This is a genomic window from Streptomyces sp. S.PB5 (genome assembly GCF_030403745.1).
Taxonomy (GTDB): Bacteria; Actinomycetota; Actinomycetes; order Streptomycetales; family Streptomycetaceae; genus Streptomyces.
In genome coordinates this window covers 24399-41646 of the sequence record NZ_JAQMWP010000021.1, presented here as the reverse complement: position 1 = coordinate 41646, position 17248 = coordinate 24399, and the positions used below count along the sequence as shown (strand labels likewise).

General features: G+C 70.3%; 14 protein-coding genes and 2 pseudogenes. 5 read left to right on the top strand and 11 right to left on the bottom strand.

Translation table 11 applies throughout. The annotated features are described in order from the left end of the window. Positions 1–14 precede the first annotated feature (14 nt). The 4 genes from PH203_RS40210 to PH203_RS40195 form a co-directional block, all read right to left on the bottom strand. A complete protein-coding gene (locus PH203_RS40210) occupies positions 15–1250 on the bottom strand; it encodes a S8 family serine peptidase (protein ID WP_289926886.1) in 1236 nt (411 codons plus the stop codon). Then, a complete protein-coding gene (locus PH203_RS40205) occupies positions 1247–4561 on the bottom strand; it encodes a right-handed parallel beta-helix repeat-containing protein (protein WP_289926884.1) in 3315 nt (1104 codons plus the stop codon). The genes PH203_RS40210 and PH203_RS40205 overlap by 4 nt, the downstream gene beginning before the upstream one ends. A 152-nt stretch (positions 4562–4713) precedes the next feature. Continuing rightward, the gene (locus PH203_RS40200) at positions 4714–5922 is read right to left on the bottom strand and encodes a ricin-type beta-trefoil lectin domain protein (RefSeq protein WP_289926883.1); all 1209 of its coding nucleotides are present in this window, start codon (positions 5920–5922) and stop codon (positions 4714–4716) included. Continuing rightward, positions 5919–6629, bottom strand: a complete 711-nt coding sequence (locus PH203_RS40195; RefSeq protein ID WP_289926882.1) for a type VII secretion system-associated protein — start codon at positions 6627–6629, stop codon at positions 5919–5921. Before PH203_RS40195 ends, PH203_RS40200 begins: the two co-directional genes overlap by 4 nt. 324 nt (positions 6630–6953) lie before the next feature. Here PH203_RS40195 and PH203_RS40190 point away from each other — a divergent pair, with 324 nt between their 5' ends. Both PH203_RS40190 and PH203_RS40185 read left to right on the top strand, forming a co-directional pair. Further along, positions 6954–8198, top strand: a complete 1245-nt coding sequence (locus tag PH203_RS40190; RefSeq protein WP_354671299.1) for a mannose-binding protein — start codon at positions 6954–6956, stop codon at positions 8196–8198. Between the two features lie 90 nt (positions 8199–8288). Further along, complete coding sequence (locus PH203_RS40185) at positions 8289–8540, top strand: hypothetical protein (protein ID WP_289926881.1); 252 nt, start codon at positions 8289–8291, stop codon at positions 8538–8540. Positions 8541–8597: 57 nt separating this feature from the next. Here the strand turns inward: PH203_RS40185 and PH203_RS40180 are convergent. Continuing rightward, positions 8598–9032 (bottom strand): annotated as a pseudogene (locus tag PH203_RS40180) (transposase); the annotation flags it as partial. Positions 9033–9043: 11 nt separating this feature from the next. Here PH203_RS40180 and PH203_RS40175 point away from each other — a divergent pair. Then, positions 9044–9127 (top strand): annotated as a pseudogene (locus PH203_RS40175) (chitinase); the annotation flags it as partial. A 53-nt stretch (positions 9128–9180) separates the two neighbouring features. Here PH203_RS40175 and PH203_RS40170 read toward each other — a convergent pair. From PH203_RS40170 to PH203_RS40155, 4 genes are all read right to left on the bottom strand, one after another. After that, the gene (locus PH203_RS40170) at positions 9181–10017 is read right to left on the bottom strand and encodes a carbohydrate ABC transporter permease (RefSeq protein ID WP_289926877.1); all 837 of its coding nucleotides are present in this window, start codon (positions 10015–10017) and stop codon (positions 9181–9183) included. Beyond that, on the bottom strand, positions 10014–11024 hold the full coding sequence (locus PH203_RS40165; RefSeq protein ID WP_289926876.1) for a sugar ABC transporter permease: 1011 nt from the start codon (positions 11022–11024) through the stop codon (positions 10014–10016). The genes PH203_RS40170 and PH203_RS40165 overlap by 4 nt, the downstream gene beginning before the upstream one ends. A gap of 2 nt (positions 11025–11026) precedes the next feature. Further along, entirely contained in the window at positions 11027–12331 is a 1305-nt protein-coding gene (locus PH203_RS40160) for a sugar ABC transporter substrate-binding protein (RefSeq protein WP_289926874.1), read from the bottom strand. Between the two features lie 73 nt (positions 12332–12404). Further along, positions 12405–13646, bottom strand: coding sequence for an aminotransferase class V-fold PLP-dependent enzyme (locus PH203_RS40155; RefSeq protein ID WP_289926873.1), 1242 nt, complete (start codon positions 13644–13646; stop codon positions 12405–12407). Positions 13647–13889: 243 nt separating this feature from the next. Here PH203_RS40155 and PH203_RS40150 point away from each other — a divergent pair, with 243 nt between their 5' ends. Beyond that, positions 13890–14615, top strand: a complete 726-nt coding sequence (locus PH203_RS40150; protein ID WP_289926871.1) for an FCD domain-containing protein — start codon at positions 13890–13892, stop codon at positions 14613–14615. 52 nt (positions 14616–14667) lie between these two features. Continuing rightward, positions 14668–15291, top strand: a complete 624-nt coding sequence (locus PH203_RS40145; RefSeq protein ID WP_289926870.1) for an IS5 family transposase — start codon at positions 14668–14670, stop codon at positions 15289–15291. Here the strand turns inward: PH203_RS40145 and PH203_RS40140 are convergent. Together PH203_RS40140 and PH203_RS40135 are read right to left on the bottom strand one after the other, a co-directional pair. Further along, a complete protein-coding gene (locus PH203_RS40140) occupies positions 15257–15796 on the bottom strand; it encodes a hypothetical protein (RefSeq protein WP_289926867.1) in 540 nt (179 codons plus the stop codon). The genes PH203_RS40145 and PH203_RS40140 overlap by 35 nt on opposite strands. Before the next feature lie 365 nt (positions 15797–16161). After that, positions 16162–16911, bottom strand: a complete 750-nt coding sequence (locus PH203_RS40135; protein ID WP_289926865.1) for a transposase family protein — start codon at positions 16909–16911, stop codon at positions 16162–16164. Positions 16912–17248 lie beyond the last annotated feature (337 nt).

Below are 17248 nucleotides of genomic sequence, written 5' to 3'. Positions count from 1 at the left end.
TCCCGTACAGACCGTCAGTCCTCTGCCGATCCCCCGCCTGCGGCCCGCGCCGGGCGCCAGCCACGGGCGCGTGCCCTGGGCAGGGTGAAAGCGGCCCACAGGACGGTGAGTACGGCGGTGGAGCCGAGGATGACGAAGAGCGTGGCCCGGTCGGTCGCGGCGTCGGCGTCGGAGGTGTCACGGACGGCGACGCGCTCCGCGGCGCGGTCGGTGCCGGCCGATGTGCCCGGGTCGCCGAGGACGGTGGTCACGGCGGCGTACACGTCCAGTTGCGGGATGTCGGCGGGGTAAGCGGTGGCGGTCAGGCGGCGGGTGACGGCGTCGGGCGAGTCGTCCGGGTGGGCCGCGAGGACCACCGCGGCGGCACCGGCGGCGTAGGCGGCGGCGACCGAGGCGCCGGCGCCGAGGTAGTGGCCGTCACCGCGCGGGCCGCCCGAGACCACGCCGGCGCCGGGGGCGGCGAGGTCGATGCCCGTGGTGGGCAGGGCCCGGTCCGGGCGGAGGCCGCCGGGGAGCATGTCGGCGACCGAGAGGACTCCCGGTTCCCCGGCCGGCCAGTACACGCGGGACGGGATCTCGTCGCTGCCGCCCCGCGTCGGCGGGTCGGGGGTGGCCGCGGCGACCACGATGGCACCCGCGCGGCGGGCGTCGGCGACCGCGCGGGTCAGCTCCTTGCTCCGGCGCGGCAGGGCGACAGTGACCGCGATGACGTCGGCCCCGGCTTCGGTGGCCTCGTCTACCGCGGCCGCGACGAGTGCCGGGCTCGCTTCACCGCGTGTGTCCGTCCCGCGCAGGGCAAGGATCCGCGCGCCCGGGGCGACTCCCATCAGGCGTGCGCCGCGGCCGGCGATCAGCCCGGCCAGGAAGGTGCCGTGCCCGACGCAGTCGTCGGCCGCCGAGCCGTCGGCGGTGACGCGGCCGTCGAGGCCGTCGGCGTCGGGGGCGACGCCGGTGTCGATCAGGGCGACGGTCACACCCTCGCCGATGCCGTGCCCGTGCGTCCGGTCCAGGTCGAGTCGCTGGCGTGACCAGTCCTGCTTCTTCGCCTGCTCACGCGAGGCGGCGGTGCACTCGGCGTCCGCGTCGAGCGCGGAGGGCATCGCCGGAAGTTCCTGGCCCTTCTTTCCGTCGGCCGCCGGGATCCCCGAGTGAGGTGCCGTATGGGCCGTGACGGCCGTGGGCAGGAGCAGTGCGGCGGCGAGGCCGGCGCCGGACAGCAGACGGGCGGCCCCACGGGCGGGAGGCTTCACAGGCCGGCCGCCTTCGGGGCGGCGGCGACGTCCTCGGGGACGAGGATGCGCAGGTCGTCGAGGGTGGGCGCGGCCAGCGAACTGAGCCGCCCCGCCTGGCGGGTGACCATCGATTCCAGTACCTGCCGGGCGAGCCGCGCGTTGCCGAACGAGCGGTCCCGGGGCAGCGCCTCGAAGTACGACTTGAGCACCGGGCCGGTGCCGGGTCCGCACTCGTAGCCCATGTTCGCGGCCTGTGCGCGCACGATGGTGACCAGTTCCTCGGAGGAGTAGTCGGCGAAGGTGATCCGGCGCGGGAAGCGGGAGGACAGACCCGGGTTGGAGGCGAGGAAGCGCTCCATCTCGTCGGTGTAGCCGGCGACGATGACGACCACCTCGTCGCGGTGGTCCTCCATCAGTTTCAGCAGCGTGTCCACCGCCTCCTGGCCGAAGTCGGCGCCGCCGCGCTGCGGGGTGAGGGTGTAGGCCTCGTCGATGAACAGCACGCCACCGCGGGCCCGTTCGAAGACCTCGCGGGTGAGCTGGGCGGTGTGGCCGATGTACCGGCCGACCAGGTCGGCGCGGGCCGCCTCCACCAGCTGCCCTCGTTCCAGGATCCCGAGCTGGGTCAGGATCTCGCCGTAGAGACGGGCGACCGTGGTCTTGCCCGTGCCGGGCGGGCCGGTGAAGACCAGGTGGTGGCTGAGGGAGGGCACCGGCAGCCCGGCGGCGGCGCGGTGGCGGGCCGTGGTGATGAGATTGACCAGGTCCGCGACATCGCGCTTCACCTCGGCCAGGCCGATCATGTCACCGAGGCGGGTCAGCGGGTCGTCCTGCGGCGCGCCGGACTCGGCGGCCTTCGTTGCAGCGGTCGCGGACACGTCCTCCGGGAGGAGCAGCCGCAGGTCGTGCTCGCCGACCTGGGCCTGCGAGGCGAGGCGTACGGCCTGCCGGTCCACCATCTCCTCGAACACCCCGCGTGCGGCGCGGCCGTTGCCGAAGCCGGCGTCCCGGGGCATCGCCTCGAAGTGTGCCGCGAGCGCCTCCGCGGTGCCCTCGCCCAGTTCGTACTGGTGCTGGCCGCACATGTTCTCCATGATGGCCACCAGCTCGGGCACGGAGTAGTTCTCGAACTCGACGGTCCGGGAGAAGCGGGAGGCCAGGCCGGGGTTGGAGCCGAGGAAGGACTCCATCTCGCGGGAGTAGCCGGCTGCGACCACGACCACGTCGTCGCGGTGGTCCTCCATCAGCTTCAGCAGGGTGTCCACCGCCTCGCGGCCGAAGTCGGCGCCGCCGTTGCCGCTGTCCGCGGTGAGTGTGTACGCCTCGTCGATGAACAGGACGCCGCCGAGGGCCCGTTGGAAGGTCTCGGTGGTCTTGATCGCGGTACCGCCGACGACCTGTGCGACCAGGTCCGCGCGGGAGACCTCCACGAGGTGGCCGCTGCGCAGAGAACCCAGTTCGGCCAGGATCGCCCCGTAAAGGCGGGCGACGGTGGTCTTACCGGTGCCCGGCGGGCCGGAGAAGATCAGATGTCTGCTCATCGGCGGTGCGGACATGCCGAGCTGTTCGCGGCGCTGGGCGAGCTGGGTCAGATTGACCAGGGTGCCGACCTGCTGCTTGACGTTCTCCAGGCCGATCAGCGCGTTGAGGGCGCCGAGCGGACCGTCCACGCGATCCGGCGGGGGCGCGTCCGCCGCCCCGGAGCCGGCCGGGTCGGTGTTCTCGGCGCTGCCGCTGCCCCAGGCGTCCCGCTTGCCGTTGCCGGTGCTCTTCAGGCCGTCCACGGCGAGCCGTTCGCCGGGGGTGGTCTGTACGAGGCCGCCGCCCTCGTTCTCCCGGGCCAGGCAGTTCACGAGCGAGACCGGGGCGGTGGACTCCACCCGGAAGCCGTCCTGGGCACCGCCGGAGACCTCGCAGCCGCTGAGCGAGGCGAGCGCGCCCTCACGGAGCAGGAAGCCGTGGCCCTGTGCGGCGTGCACCGTGGTGCGGTTGGCGGTCAGCTCGCCGCCCGCCGCGACGACGACACCTTCCTCGCCGGATATCTCGACGCGGAAGTCCCGGACGGTGACGTTGCCGCCGTCCTCCACGACCAGGCCGCTGGTGGCGGTGTCCGAGACGCCGCCGCCGGCCAGGTACAGGGTGCTGCCGGAGCCCACGCGCACGCCCGCGCCCTTCGGCCGGACGATCTCGCAGTCCTCGGCCCGGCCACGGGCGTCCTTGCCCGCCGTGATGCCGTCACCGGCGGGCTCGACCAGCCGGGCCCGGCGCAGCAGCGGGTTGGCGCCGCCGCGCACCGAGACCGCGGGCGACCCGCCGATGACCTCGATGCGGTCCAGCTCGGGTGCCGAGTCCTCCTCCAACAGCAGCCCCGCCTGCTCGCAGTCACGGACCGTCAGACCGGTCAGCGCCGGGGAGGCAGCCCCCGCGACCCTGAGCGCCGCGCCCTGCGCGCCGTCCACCCAGCAGTCCTCGAAGGTGCCGCGCGCCCGGTCGGTGACCACGATTCCGTAACCCCGGGCACGCGAGACGCGGCAGCGGCGCAGTACCGGGTCGGTGCCCCCGGCCAGTGCGATCCCGTTCCCGGAGGCGCCGGTGACGCGCACGTCCTCCAGCGTCGTACGGCCCGCGCTGCTCAGGTGCACTCCGGTGCTGGTGTCGTGCACCACGGTGCGCACCACCGTGAGAGAGCAGTTCTGCTCCAGGGCGATGGACGGCTTGTCGGTGGAGGAGATGTCGCAGTCCTCGACGCTGCCGGTGGAGTCGCCGTTGGCGAGCAGGCCGTTCCCGCGGGCGGCGCGCACCGTGCAGCCACGCAGCCGCGCCTCGCCCTGTTCGGACAGGACCAGTCCGCTGGTGCCCAGGTGCTCGAACGTGCAGGACTCCACGGTGGTGGGCGTGGTCGAGGTGACGACGATGCCGGCGCCCTGCGGGTTGCTCACCCGGCAGTCGCGCAGCGCGAGGGAGCCGGTGCCCCCGGCCAGTACCGCGGTCCAGGCGGCGCCGACGATCTCGCAGCCGTCGAGCGCGGCCTGACCGCGCCGTACGTCCACGGCCGGCAACTCGGCATCACCGCCGCGCAGGGACAGCTCGGAGAGCATCACCGCGTCGGCACGCAGGGCGAGGACGCTGCCCGAACGTGGCCGGATCTCGACCGTTCCCCGGCCTTCGGCGGCGGTGAGGGTGACCCTGGTGTGGATCACCAGGTTCTCCGCGTACGTCCCGGGCCGGACGCTGATCAGCGCGCCGGTACGGGCAGCCGCGAGTGCCTCACCGATCGTCCGGTAGCGGTCCCGGTCCCCGGGACCGACCGTCAGTACCTGGCGCGACACGCACCAACCTCCTTGCTGGGGCAACGTCTTCAGCTGGCGCCCCCGGTGTCCGGGGGCGGATGTCGGCGAACCGACGGGGCCATCATGCCCCGCTGCCGGGGCGGGCAGATGCCGGGAGTGATGCTCTCGGCCGGAAGGCGTCCGGAGCGCGCTCAGACGCTCCACTTCTGGTTGTCGGTGCCGGCGCAGGTCCACAGTTGCAGCCAGGCGCCGTTGCCCGTGTTGTTGTCCTTGATGTCGACGCACTTGCCGACGACCGTGTTGACCAGGTCGTGGCGCTCGTTCAGGACGAACTTCTGGGCGGCGTTGCCACTGCACCGGGCGATCTGGATCGGAGTGCCGTCGTTGTAGTTCGCGTTGGCCACATCCAGGCACAAGCCCTGGATGCGCATGGTGCCGTCGGAGGCGAACTGCCACTTCTGCGCCACTCCGTTGTTGCAGTCCCACACGAACAGCTTCTTGCCGTCGCCGAAGTCGGCGTTCGGTACGTCGAGGCAGCGGCCGGAGAGGTGGCTGCGCAGGGAGACCGGGGCGCTGAACGTCACGCCCGAACTGGAGTTCGCGGGCCGGTCGGCGCCGCCGCCCCCGGACGTCTTCCCGCCACCCGACTCGGCGGGCTCGCCCCGCTTGCCCGAGTCCCCCTCGGGCTGGTCCTTCCCGCCGCCGTCCTGCTTCGGCGTCTCCTTGCCCGAGCCCTGCGCCGCTCCCCCGCCGGGGGCTTGCTTCACCGGCTTGTCGGGCTTGGCGGACCTCTCCCCGTCGTCCGGCGTCCCTGTGCCGGGCTTGGTCACCACGAAGTCACCCGGCGCCTCCTGTGCGCCGCCACCGAGCACGGTGCCTCCCGCCGGCGCCGCTTTGGCGCCCTTGTCGTCGCCCCCGGTGAGCACGAAGAACGGCACCGACACCAGCAGTGCCCCAGCGACCGCGGCCCCGGCCAGCACCGCCTTGCCCGGACGCCCCACGGGAGCGGCCTGCTGCTGCGGCCGGTCGATGGCGGTCGCGGTCATGGTCCGCACGAGCGCGGGCAGCCGGCTCTTGGCCTCCGCGGCGGCGCCGGCGTCGGACTCCGAATCGGAGTTCGGCTCGGCTTCGGACTCGGACCGGCTGCCGGGGGCGGCTTCGGATTCGGGCCCTGGCTCGGTGGCAGAGCCTTCGGCGGCGGCCTCGGGTGCGGCGGCCGACGCCTGAACCTCGGCGCCGGGCTTCGCTCTGCCGGCCTCGCCCTGAGATTGGGTGGACTCAGCCTCCGCCTCAGCCTCAGGCTGGGGCTGGGCGACGACGGCGGTCGAGGCCGTCTCCTCACCGGCGGAACCGGACTCCGCCTGCGCGGAGGTGGGGGTGTGCTGGGCCGGACGCGTCACGGGGTCCTCCCTGTGGTATGGGGCCAGGGTTCGGAAGAGCTGCGGGTCCCGACCTCGGAGGGGGCCGCGGGCGCCTGCTCGGCTTCCGGTTCGGGTAAGGCGTCGAGGAGCCTGTCCGCCGGGACGAGCAGGGGGGCCGCGGCACCGGCGTTGACCATCAGCTGCGCGCCGGAACCGCGCAACGATCGGGCCAAGTCCTGTGCCGGAACGGTGTCATGGTGAAGTGCAGCGGACATGAACTCGTGTGCCGGCGAGGTGAACAAAAGGATCACCGGGGCCCCGTCCAGACCGGTTGCCGTCAGCGGCCCGCCGTCCGGCCCGCGCACCACAGTGATCTCCGCTTGTGCGAGCGCCGAGATTGCCTCGTCCAGCGAACCGTAACCGGTGGCGGCCCGCTGCGCCGCCGCGTCCACCGGGTCGGTGGGCTCCGGCCAGCCGAGCACCCGGGCCGAGGGCCGGTAGGCCGGGTTGGGACGGTAGCCCCCGACCTCCCCGCTCTCGTCGGACTGCCACTCCCCCAACACCGCCCATTCCGGCGGTACATGGTCCGCGGTCCACTCGGGGTCCACCATCCCGATCCAGTGGCCCGGCGCCCGGCGGGCGGCGTCCCGTACGGCCTCGGGTATCTGGGGTGTGTCGGTGACCGGCCCAGAGCTGTCAGGCACGTCGGGCCCGCCTTCTAGCCGTTGTCCGGGCCGCATCTCCACCTGAACTCTTCGGTCAGTACGAACACTTGGGCGCCGTCGGCTTTCGCACGTGCCGACGATGATCAGATCGGGAGCCCCAGGATGCCACACGAGCACCGCCCGTTGCGGAGCTGGCAGGGTCCGAATCGCGCGCCCGCGCGCCCGTTTGCCGCCCGGGGCGGGAACTTTCCGGGAGCAGCGTGGCGTGAGTGGACAAAGCGACGACAGAGTTGGGGGAGGTGGTCGACTGATCGCCTTTGGTACGGGCTAAGTTGGGCCGTACGGGAAGACCTGGCAGCTCGAGAAGGCGTCGGATCGGTCTGCGGCCGCCACCGCGGCGGGTCGGTGCACCTCGACGACTGCGACCGGGCCGAACCGGCCCATCCCGGCGCGGCACTCGATCAACGCCCGCCGGACTTCCCGGTGTTCGTCCAGCCGACCACTGCACAGGCCCCGGCCACAACCGACAACTCCGCCACCGAGGAGGAGTACCGCATGTCCCCCCAGCACCCCACCCCCGACGCGAACGCGGAGGCGGCCGCCACCCGGGCAGGGGAGACCGGATTACCGCCCGCGCCTGACGCACCGGACGAGCCGGCCCCGAGCCAGGCCCCGGCCGCAACTCCTGCACCGGAGGCGGATTCCGGGAACACCGGGGCGAAGACCGGGAACGCCGCGGCTGAGACCGGTGCCACCGGGGCCGAGGAACCGGCCGCCTCCGCAGCCGAGGAGACCACCGCCGCCACTGCCACCAGGGAGACCACCACCTCCACCGGGTCCGGGTCCGGGGAAGCCGCTGCCTCAGCAGCAGCCGGGACCACCGAGGCATCTGAGGAGCGCGTCGCCGTGGCGGCCGTCGTAGCGGCGATGCCGCCCGGCACCAAGACCAACACCGGTGTCGGCAGTGGACGTCCGCGCAAGCCGATCCTGGCGGGCGCGGCGATAGCCGGCGCCGCGTTGATAGCCATTCCGCTCCTGCTGACCGGCAGCGCGAAGGACGACGGCCCCCCGGATTCCACCAACGGGTTGGCCGCGGAGGGCTCCGACACCGTTCTGAACCCGACGTCCGCTCCCGCAGCCCTCGACGACTACGTGGCCGAGAAGCCCAGTCCGTCCTCGAAGAAAGCGACCGCGACGAAGAGCGCGCCGGCCAAGGTCGCCGCTCCCCAGCCGGTCGCGCCCGCGCCGGAGTCCAGCCCGAGCAGCAAACCGGCGACGAAGCCGACGGAAAAACCGACGGCAAAGCCCAGGGCGACCCCGCAGCCGAACTGGAGCACCGAGACCGTCTTCGCGACCAGCGTCCTGGAGGTCAACCAGGCCTGGACGACGAACCGCATCCGGATGGTCATGCAGACCGACGGCAACCTCGTCGTCTACAACGAGCACGGCGACCCCATCTGGGCGTCCATGACCTTCGGCTCGAACCACCGGGCAATCTTCCAGTCGGACGGCAACCTCGTGATCCACAATGGCGAGGACCGCCCCATCTGGGCCTCTCAGACCTGGGGCCACGAAGGAGCCCAACTCGTCCTGCGTGCCAACGCCAAGGTGGTCATCGTCCAGAACGGCGCAGTGCTCTGGTCGACCTGACGCCCTGGGGCGGGGTGACCTACCGGGCACCACCCCGCGGCACGCAAGCCGGATGGGGTCAAGGTGTTCTGAGCGCCGAAGCTCCGCGAGGTGCGGCACGACGACTTCTCCGGTCTCACCCCGATCGCGGGAGAACTGTCAGGGGCGGACGCCTGTTTGTACCGCCTCGGAGTTTCGTCGGTGGAACTCAGCCATGAGGAGTACGAGAGGATCACGTACGACTACACCTTGGAGGCCTCCCCTGTGGTGGCCGCCGACTATCCGCACGCGGCATTCGTGTACGTGCCGGGGGAAGGCGCCGACAGCACGGAACAGGCAGGCCGCAGACGCCCGGATCGTTGACATGCTCGTCGTCCTGAAGGACGAGGATTCTGGCCTTCTCGACTGGTTGCTGTGCCGCTACGCGGCACGGTTTCCGGTCGGGAATCCGTGGCTTCCTGTTTCTTCGCGCTGTGCCGGGACTGCTCCTGGTCTTACCGGCGCTCCGCAGGCCGATGCCGCCAGTCCGGCGGCCGTCTTCACGTTGATCGCGGCGTTGGTGTCCCGGTCGTGGACGGCGCCGCAGGTGGAGCAGGTCTGGGACGGCGGGGTGAACCGGCCGATCATGACCAGGGTGCGGCCATACCGTTGCGCCTTGTACGCGAGCATGCCGAGGAACGATGCCCATCCAGCATCCTGCACCGACTTGGCCACCCTGGTGCGCGCGAGTCCTTTCACCGCCAGGTCCTCCACCGCGATTGCCTGATTCTCGCAGATCAGCTTCGTGGAGAGCTGGTGGTGGAACTCACGGCGCGCGTCAGCGACCTGGGCGTGGGCGCGGGCGACCTTGAGGCGGTCCTTGGTGCTCGCAGGTACAGAGCCGCATCGACAAGTACCAGCAGTTCACGCAGCTTTTGGGCGTGGACCCGGGCGGCAACCTCAGCTGCTGACGCCCTCCCCCGTCGGAAATCGCGCCCCGCCTCGCGGGGCGGGGCGCGATTGCTCATCCCTTCACCGCGCCGGCGGTGAGCCCTTGAACGATGTGGCGGCTGGCAAAGGCGAACAGCACCATCGTGGGCAGGATGGTGAGGACCGCCGCCGCGGACATCGAGCCCCAGTCGATGTTGAAGCTGGAGATGAACCCGTTCAGAGCCGTGGGCACGGTCTTGTTGCCGTCGCTGTTCATCAGCGTCACCGACAGGAACAGCTCGTTCCAACAGTTGACGAAGTTGAAGATGAACGCGGCCACGATCCCGGGACGCATCACCGGCAGCAGCACCCGGAACAGCGCCCCGAACCGGGAGAGGCCGTCGATCATGGCGGCCTCCTCCAGCGCGTCCGGGATGTTCTCGAAGAAGCCGCGGAGCATCACCGTGCAGAACGGGATGCAGACGGCGATGTAGACGAGGATCAGTCCGAGCCGGTTGTCGACCAGCTTGAGGTCGGTCATGAGCAGATACAGCGGCCCGAGGGCGATGAAGGTCGGGATCATCTGGGTGACCAGCGCGGCCATCAACAGCGCTGACTTGGTACGGAACTCGAAGCGGGCCAGCACGTACGCCGACAGCATCGAGATCACCGTGGCCACCGCACCCGCGACCGTCGCGACGATGAGGCTGTTGGTGAGGTAGACGCCGAAGTCGGCCTTGCCGAACAGCCCGCTGTAGTTCTCCAGCGAGAAGTGTTCGGGCCAATAGGCGATCGGGAAGGCGAAGATGTCGCCGGGCGCCTTCAGCGACGTAACGGTGATCCAGTAGAGCGGGAAGACGGTGAAGACCAGCCACAGCCCCAGGAAGGTGAACTTGGTGGCCCGGCCGGCCGTGGACTCCTTGCCGATCACGGCTTCACCTCTCGCTTCTCACGTGTGGCCAGAAGGAAGAAGACCGCGAACACCAGCAGCGTGGCGACCACGATGAGGCCGAGCGCGGAGGCCCTGCCGTAGTCGCCCTGCTGGGTGATCTTGATCATCCAGGTGGTCACAATGTGCGTCTCGTTGTTGGGTCCGCCGCCGGTCATTCCGAAGATCAGGTCGGGGAAGTTGAAGATCCAGATGACGCGTAGCAGCACGGTCAGCGCGAGGGTGACCCGGATGTACGGGATGGTGATCTGGAACAGCGTGCGCACCTTGCCGGCGCCGTCGAGCGCCGCCGCCTCGTACAACTCCTCGGGAATGGACTGCAGCGCGGCCAGGATCATGATCGTGAAGAAGGTGACCCCGTACCAGACGTTGGCGACCACGACGGCGAACATCGCCGTCTTGGGATCGGCCAGCCAGGCGACCGGCTCGTCGATCAGCCCCGCCTTCTGCAGCAGGTCGTTGACGACGCCGAACTCGCTGTTGAACAGCCAGCGGAACAGGATGCCGATGAGGAATCCGGAGATCGCCCAGGGGAAGAAGACCAGCGCCTGGTAGAGGCCACGGAAGCGGAACTTCCGGCGCAGCCACAAGGCGAGGGCGAAGCCGATCAGCAGTTGAGGCACGATCGACCCGAATACCCAGACAGCGGTGTTGCCGAGCACGGTGCCCCAGGCTGGGTCGGCGAAGACGTCGCGGAAGTTCTGCAGGCCCACCCAGGAGGTGTCGGACAGATCCGTCAGATTCCAGTGGCGGAAGGCCATCTGGCTGCCGGCGATCATGGGGTAGTACGTGAAGACCGCCACGAAGATCGCGGCCGGGGCCATGAAAGCGGCGATGAGCAGGCCTCGGCGGGAGGTGAACTCCGGCTTGCGGCGGCCCCGTTCCGCGCCGCGGGCGGGCGGGGCTCCCCCCTTCCGGTTCCGCAAGGAGCGCGCCGACGCCGATTTCGTCGCTTTCGTGGTACTCGTCGCTTCGGACGCGGTGGGCATGCCTACTGCTCCTGCTGCCGCTTCTCGGTCCAGTACGTGTCCCAGCCGGCCAGCAATTCCTTGGGCGTCGTCTTGCCGAGCACCATCTTCTGCACGTCGGCATCGGCCTTCTGCTGCCACTCGGTCCACCAGGCGACGCCACGCGGCTGGCTGACGTTGAGGTACTTCTCCGGGTGCTCCGTCATGGTGACGTAGCTGGACCAGGGGCCGGTCTTGTAGAACGGGTCCTCGGTCGCCGACTTGAGGATCGGCACCAGGCTGTTCTTCTTGGTGAAGGTCGTCGACGCCTCACCCTCGGAGAGAAACTCGACCAGCTTGACGGCCTCGGCCTTGTGCTTGCTGCCGGCCGCGACGCCCCATCCGGCGGTGGCCAGCGGCTGGACGGTCTTGCCGCTGGGGCCCGCCACCAGCGGTGCGGTGTCCCACTGGTCCTTCGCGATGGCCTTGGACTCCGAGACGGTGGCGATCACTTCGGGATCCTGCAGGAGGAAGGCCGTGGAGCCGTTGGAGAAGCCCTCGACCATCTCCGGGTAGCCCCAGGACACCGACGACTTCGGGGACGCCTGCTTGAAGAGCTTGAGATACGTCTCCATCGCGTCGAGGGCCTCGGGCGCGGAGAAGATCGTGCTGCCGTCCTTGAGCTTGAAGCCGTCGGCGGGGTCGATCTCGTCGGCGACGTATGCCTCGATGACGGCGGTGGCGTTGCCGTTGGCGTTGGCCCCGCCTCGGAAGGCGTATCCGTACCGGCGCTTCGCCGGGTCGTGGATGGCGGAGGCCTGCGTCAGCAGTTCCTCCCAGGTGGCCGGCGGCTTGCTGAAACCGGCCTCCTTGATCAGGTCGGTGCGGTAGAAGACGCTCAGGCCGTAGAAGCCGTACGGGACGAAGTACGTCTTGCCGTCGGCGTCCTCGGAGGCTTCGACGGCGTTCTCCGTCATGGCCTGCCAGCCCTTCCAGGGCCCCAGGTCCTTCTTCATGTCGTAGAGCCAGCCGTTGTTCGACCACGGGCCCACGGTGGTGTCCCGCACCTCGAGGGTGTCCACGCCGCTGCCGGACTGGAGCATCTGCTGGATCTTCTGGTCGGCCTGCTCGGTGGGCGGCGAGATCAGATTGACCTTGATCTTGGGGTTCTGGTCCTGGAAGTCCGCTATGAGGTCCTTCAGCAGGTCCGTGCGGGCGGGGTTCGTCAGGCTCTCGACCATGTTCAGGGTGACGGTTCCGCCGCCCTCACCACCGCTCATGGCGGAGCAGCCGGACAGGACCAACGCGCTGGCTGTGCCGAGGGCGAGTGCTGCCGTCCTTCTTCTCATCGTGCCGACCTCTTCCTTGGATACGGCCGCGCTGGCAGCGGCTTCGGGGACGGGGGTTGGGGGGTCGCGCCGCCTACGACGCGCCGGGCTGTTCGCGGGCCGCGCGGGCCCACTCGCCGAGGACGGGGACGCAGGCCTCGGCGAAGTACTCGTAGTCGGCTGCGGTGTTGTAGACGTGGGCGGACAGCCGCAGGTAGCCGACGCCGCCGAAGCTGGTGAAGGCCGTCTCCACCCCCAGTTCCCGGGCCGCCCGGTCGCGCAGCGCGTCGGCCTCGACGCGGCTGCCGGCCAGCCCCGCGGGCAGCCGCACCAGCCGCATGCCGGGAACCGGCATGCCCACGTCGACGGCGCTGGAGACGCCGGTCAGTTCGGCGAAGGCGACGCCGACGACGCGCTCGCCGTAGCCGGCCAGGTCGTCCATGTACTGGCGGGCGGTGCTCCAGCCCCAGGTGCGCTCGATGAAGTCCAGTGCCGTCGGCGCCGCCAGGTAGCCGGTGACGTCGACCGTGCCCTGCTGGTCGAAGCGGTCGGGATACGGATCGGCAGCGCCCCACGAGTCGATCAGGGGGTAGAGCCGTTCGCGCAGCGCTCCGCGTGCGACCAGGGCGGCGGTGCCGCGCGGTGCGCAGCCCCACTTGTGCAGGTTGCCGACCCAGAAGTCGCACGTCACCCCGTCGAGGGGGGCGGGGATCAGACCGGGGACGTGCGCGCCGTCCACGAGCAGCGGGATGCCGCGCCGCCGGGCCTCAGCGCCGATCCGTTCCACCGGCATCCGGCGTGCGGTCGCCGAGGTGATGTGGTCGAGGACGATGAGGTCGGTGGCCTCGCCCACTTCGGCGGCGACGGCTTCGTACGCCTGCTCCTCGTCCGCGTCCAGCGGCACCCGGGCGGTGCGCACCTGGCCGCCCCAGCGGCGGGCCAGCCGTTCGGCTCCCATGGTCACGGCCCCGTAGCCGTGATCGGTGACGACGATCTCGCCACCGCGGCGGCGGGAGAGGCCGGCGTACGCGACGCTGACACCGGCACTCGCGTTGGGCACCAGGGCGAGGTCGTCGGGGGCGACCCGCAGGAAGGCGGCGAGTTCGACCCGGGTGGCGGCGATCCGCTGCGGCAGCGCCGGGAACCACACCACCGGGGAGCGGTCCATCTCCGCACGCAGCTGGTTCTGCCGCTCCTGCGCCACCAGGGGGACAGCCCCGAACGAGCCGTGGTTCAGGTGCTTCATCGCGGGGTCCAGCGTCCAGGCCCCGGCAGCGGGCCGGCCGTCGGCCAGCAGCAGCGGGCGCGGGGCTGTGGTGACCTCGGTCTCGCTCACATGACTCCACATCTACGGACGGGCACCCTGACAGGACATCGGACGCCCACCAGGACACATATGATGAGTCGGCATCCTGGCAGCCGATTTTCCAGCAATCAAGGGATCAGACGGCAATAGTCATCAGATGACTCAAGGCCGATACGCACAAGACATCTGATGACTCACGATCCGGCGACTCGGTACAGTTCCGGGAGGGTCCGGATGCCGCCGCCGACCCCTCAAAGTCACGGGAGGAGTCGGATGTCCGCAGTCGACAAGGCGTTCCACGGTCTACGGCACATGATCGGCACGGGGCGCCTCGGCGCGGGCGAGCGCATGCCGCCCGAAGGGGAGCTCTGCGAGGAACTCGGCGTCTCCCGGGGGTCGTTGCGCGAGGCCGTACGGATGCTCGCGGCCCTGGGAGTGGTCGAACCGCGGCACGGCTCCGGCACCTACGTCTCCCAGCTCAGGCCGGAGGACGTCATCGGCAGCCTCTCGCTGACCCTCGAACTCCTGCCGCTGACCGGCCTGTTGGAGGTGTACGAGATCCGCCGGGTACTGGAGGCCCACGTCGCGGCCCAGGCCGCGGCGCGCTGCACACCGGAGTCCGTGGAGACGCTCTTCTCCCTCATCGAGGCCATGGAGGCCACCGCCGATCCCACCAAGGCCTCTGAGCTCGACCACCGCTTCCACGCCGAGATCGCCCGGATCGGCGGCAACCCCACCCTCGCCTCCCTGCTCTCCGTCTTCCGCGCCCGCTCCCGCAAGTACCAGGTCTTCACCCTCCCCGAGGGCCCGGAGCTGCGCCGCAAGAGCGACGCCGACCACCGCAATCTGGCCACCGCCATCGCCGACCGCGACCCCGTCGCCGCGGCCGGCGCCGCACAGGCCCACGTCGCACAGACGGAGCGGTGGCTGCGGGCCTTCATGCCTCCGGTCGAGGAGGTTCCTCCCGTGAAGGAGGACCAGGACTCCCTACCGGACTGACGTCGGCTGGTTGTGGCCCTGCCGGCGGCGCTTGATCACTTGGATGCGCCCGATGAACGCAGTGCGCTATCTCGTCGCGGGCGGCATCGCCTGGCGGGCGGTGCCCGCGGACTTCCCCGCGTGGGACCGCGATTACGCCTTCTTGCGTCGCTGGCGCGACAACGTCCTGGCCGCCGAGTTCCACGACCGGCTGCGCAGCCGGGTCCGCGGGGCTGTGGGCCGCAATCCGGAACCGACGGCCGGTGTCATCGACGCGCAGTCGGTCACAGGAGCCGCGTCAGTGCCTGCCGCGAGCAGGGGATTCGACGGCGGGAAGAAGGTCAACGGCCGCGAGCGGCACATCGTGGTGGACACCCTCGCACTGCTGCTGGCTGTGACGGTGACCGCGGCCTCGGTCACCGACCGGGACGCGGGCCGGACGCTGCTGGCCCGGCTGCACGCTCGGTACTGGCACATCACGCGGGTGTGGGCCGACGGCGGCTACACCGGACAACTCGTCGACTTCACCCGCGAGGTCCTGCGCGTCGCTCTGACCGTGGTCAGGCGCAGCGACGACACCAGTGGCTTCACCATGCTCCCCAAGAGGTGGCTGGTGGAGCGCACGTTCGCCTGGCTGATGCATTCACGCGGCCTGGCCGCGACTACGAGACGCGCACCAGCACCTCCGAAGCGGTGATCTGGTGGTCGATGAGCATGGTCATGAGCCGCCGGCTCGCGCGACGGACACGCTGAACAGGCCCGGCCGTTCCTCCGTCAGCCAGCCCCGAGCGGCCAGGCGCTTCGCCTTCGACCGCACTGCTTCGACCTTCGCCGGGAGCGGCCAGCCCGAGAGCCGCTGCGAGTTGACGGCAGTCCATCGCCTCCCCGCCCGCTCCGTTCCCACCGGCCAGGATGTCCATGATCCGCCGGTAGTCCGGCGCCAGAACCGTGGGCGCGAGCCCTTCCTCCCGGTGCGGCACCGCCGAACTGGGAACTGCGGCCGTGACCCGCACCGGCCGTTCGCCGGCCGCCACAGCCTGCGCGGTGTCCCCGGTTTCGTGGGACCCGCCCAGGACCTCGCCCAACGTCTCACGGGCGATGACGAACCGCTCCCACACAGACTCCGCCTCGCGCAATTCGGCCTGCAGAGCCTCCACTCGCTGCCGAGCGGCGCGTTCACGCTCCTCCAGCAACCCCGTCACGACGGCATCCCGGCACCTCCATCCACGAGCGACACCACCCATCGTCCCTGCCGCCGAAACACTGCCCCTACACCTGACCAGCGGAAACGCACCCGCCACTCTCGGAAAGACAACGGCTTCTTACGTCATAGCCAGGTCCGGCCCGGCCTCATCGACGGCTGCCTGGCCGGCACCAGACTGACCACCGTGAGTGCCGAGGCCGGTTCAACAACCGGGAGAGCTGTCCTTACCCACCGGGTAAGGACGACTGCAGACCGCGTATCCGCGGTTCAAGGGCTGATCGCCGCGCATGAGCTGCATTCAGCATGGCCAATTCCGGCCCCGACATCCGACCCCACGACCGGCCCAGCGCTCACGGAGCTTCTTCAGCGTTGCAACTCCAGTGTGAGGACGGCCTTGGCGATTGACGTCATGCGGTTGGGACTGCATCGGGACCTGCGGAAGATCCGCCAGGACTTCAGGCGGGCGACGCCGCGTTCGACGGGTGCGCGCGCTGCGGCCAGGGCACGGTTGCGAGTCTTCTCGGTGGGAGTCAGTTTCTTCAGGGGCCTGCGTTTGATGCCCGTAGTCAGCCACGGACCGGCGCCCTGGTAGGCGAGATCGGCCACGATCGGAACGCCCTGGCGCTCGCAGATCCGGATGATCCGGTGGGTGCGGGCAGCGGTCAGGTCGTGGGTGCGGCCCGGCAGGGCGGGCGAGAGCCACAACAGCCGGCCGCCGGGATCGGTGACGACCTGCACGTTCACGCCGTGGCGCCGGTGTTTGTGGGAGTAGTCGGCCCGGCCGTCGCCGACCCGGTCGCACTCGGCGAGAGTGCCGTCGAGCAGGACGAAGTCGGGATCATGCTCGCGCAGCGTCTTCAGCAGACCCGGTGCACGGGCGGCGAGGAGGTCGACGACTGCGCTGGTGTAGCCATGCACGGTGGACTCGCTGATCCCGAACCCGGCAGCGATCTTCGCCAGAGTGATGTGCTCGCGCAGGTACACCAGTGCCACCATCGCTCGCTGGGACGGACGGAGCTTGCAGCGCCGGTCGCCCTCACGGGTGACGATCAACATGGTGACCCACTCCACGAGTGCATGCGGCAGGTCAAGTGCGGCAGGATGGACGACCACCGAGGCCCCCGAGCAACGTGATTGAGAAGTCAGACATCTCGATCAACAGCCCGGGGGCCTCGCTCGTTGCGCTGCACGGGCCGTCACCCGATCGGTTGGCCACATCGAAGAAGCTCAGTGGTTGTAGCCTCGGGCAGGGTGCTACCACCTGTGACTAGATCTTGCTCTGCACCCAAAGGGCGCTTCGCCTCATACCCCATGGACAGATCATCCCCGAGTGACCCGGAACTGATCCGTCAGGCACCGTTAACGGGAGGGAATGGGTCGCCGACATGGGGCGCCACGACGACGATGTCGTCGGTCTCGTGGACGAGACCGACGACATCAAGGAGGTGGT

Excerpts from the sequence above, each read along its gene's own strand:
- PH203_RS40165 (WP_289926876.1), bottom strand. The coding sequence starts at position 11,024 with ATGCCCACCGCGTCCGAAGCGACGAGTACCACGAAAGCGACGAAATCG.
- PH203_RS40160 (WP_289926874.1), bottom strand. The coding sequence starts at position 12,331 with ATGAGAAGAAGGACGGCAGCACTCGCCCTCGGCACAGCCAGCGCGTTG.
- PH203_RS40150 (WP_289926871.1), top strand. The coding sequence starts at position 13,890 with ATGTCCGCAGTCGACAAGGCGTTCCACGGTCTACGGCACATGATCGGC.
- PH203_RS40145 (WP_289926870.1), top strand. The coding sequence starts at position 14,668 with ATGAACGCAGTGCGCTATCTCGTCGCGGGCGGCATCGCCTGGCGGGCG.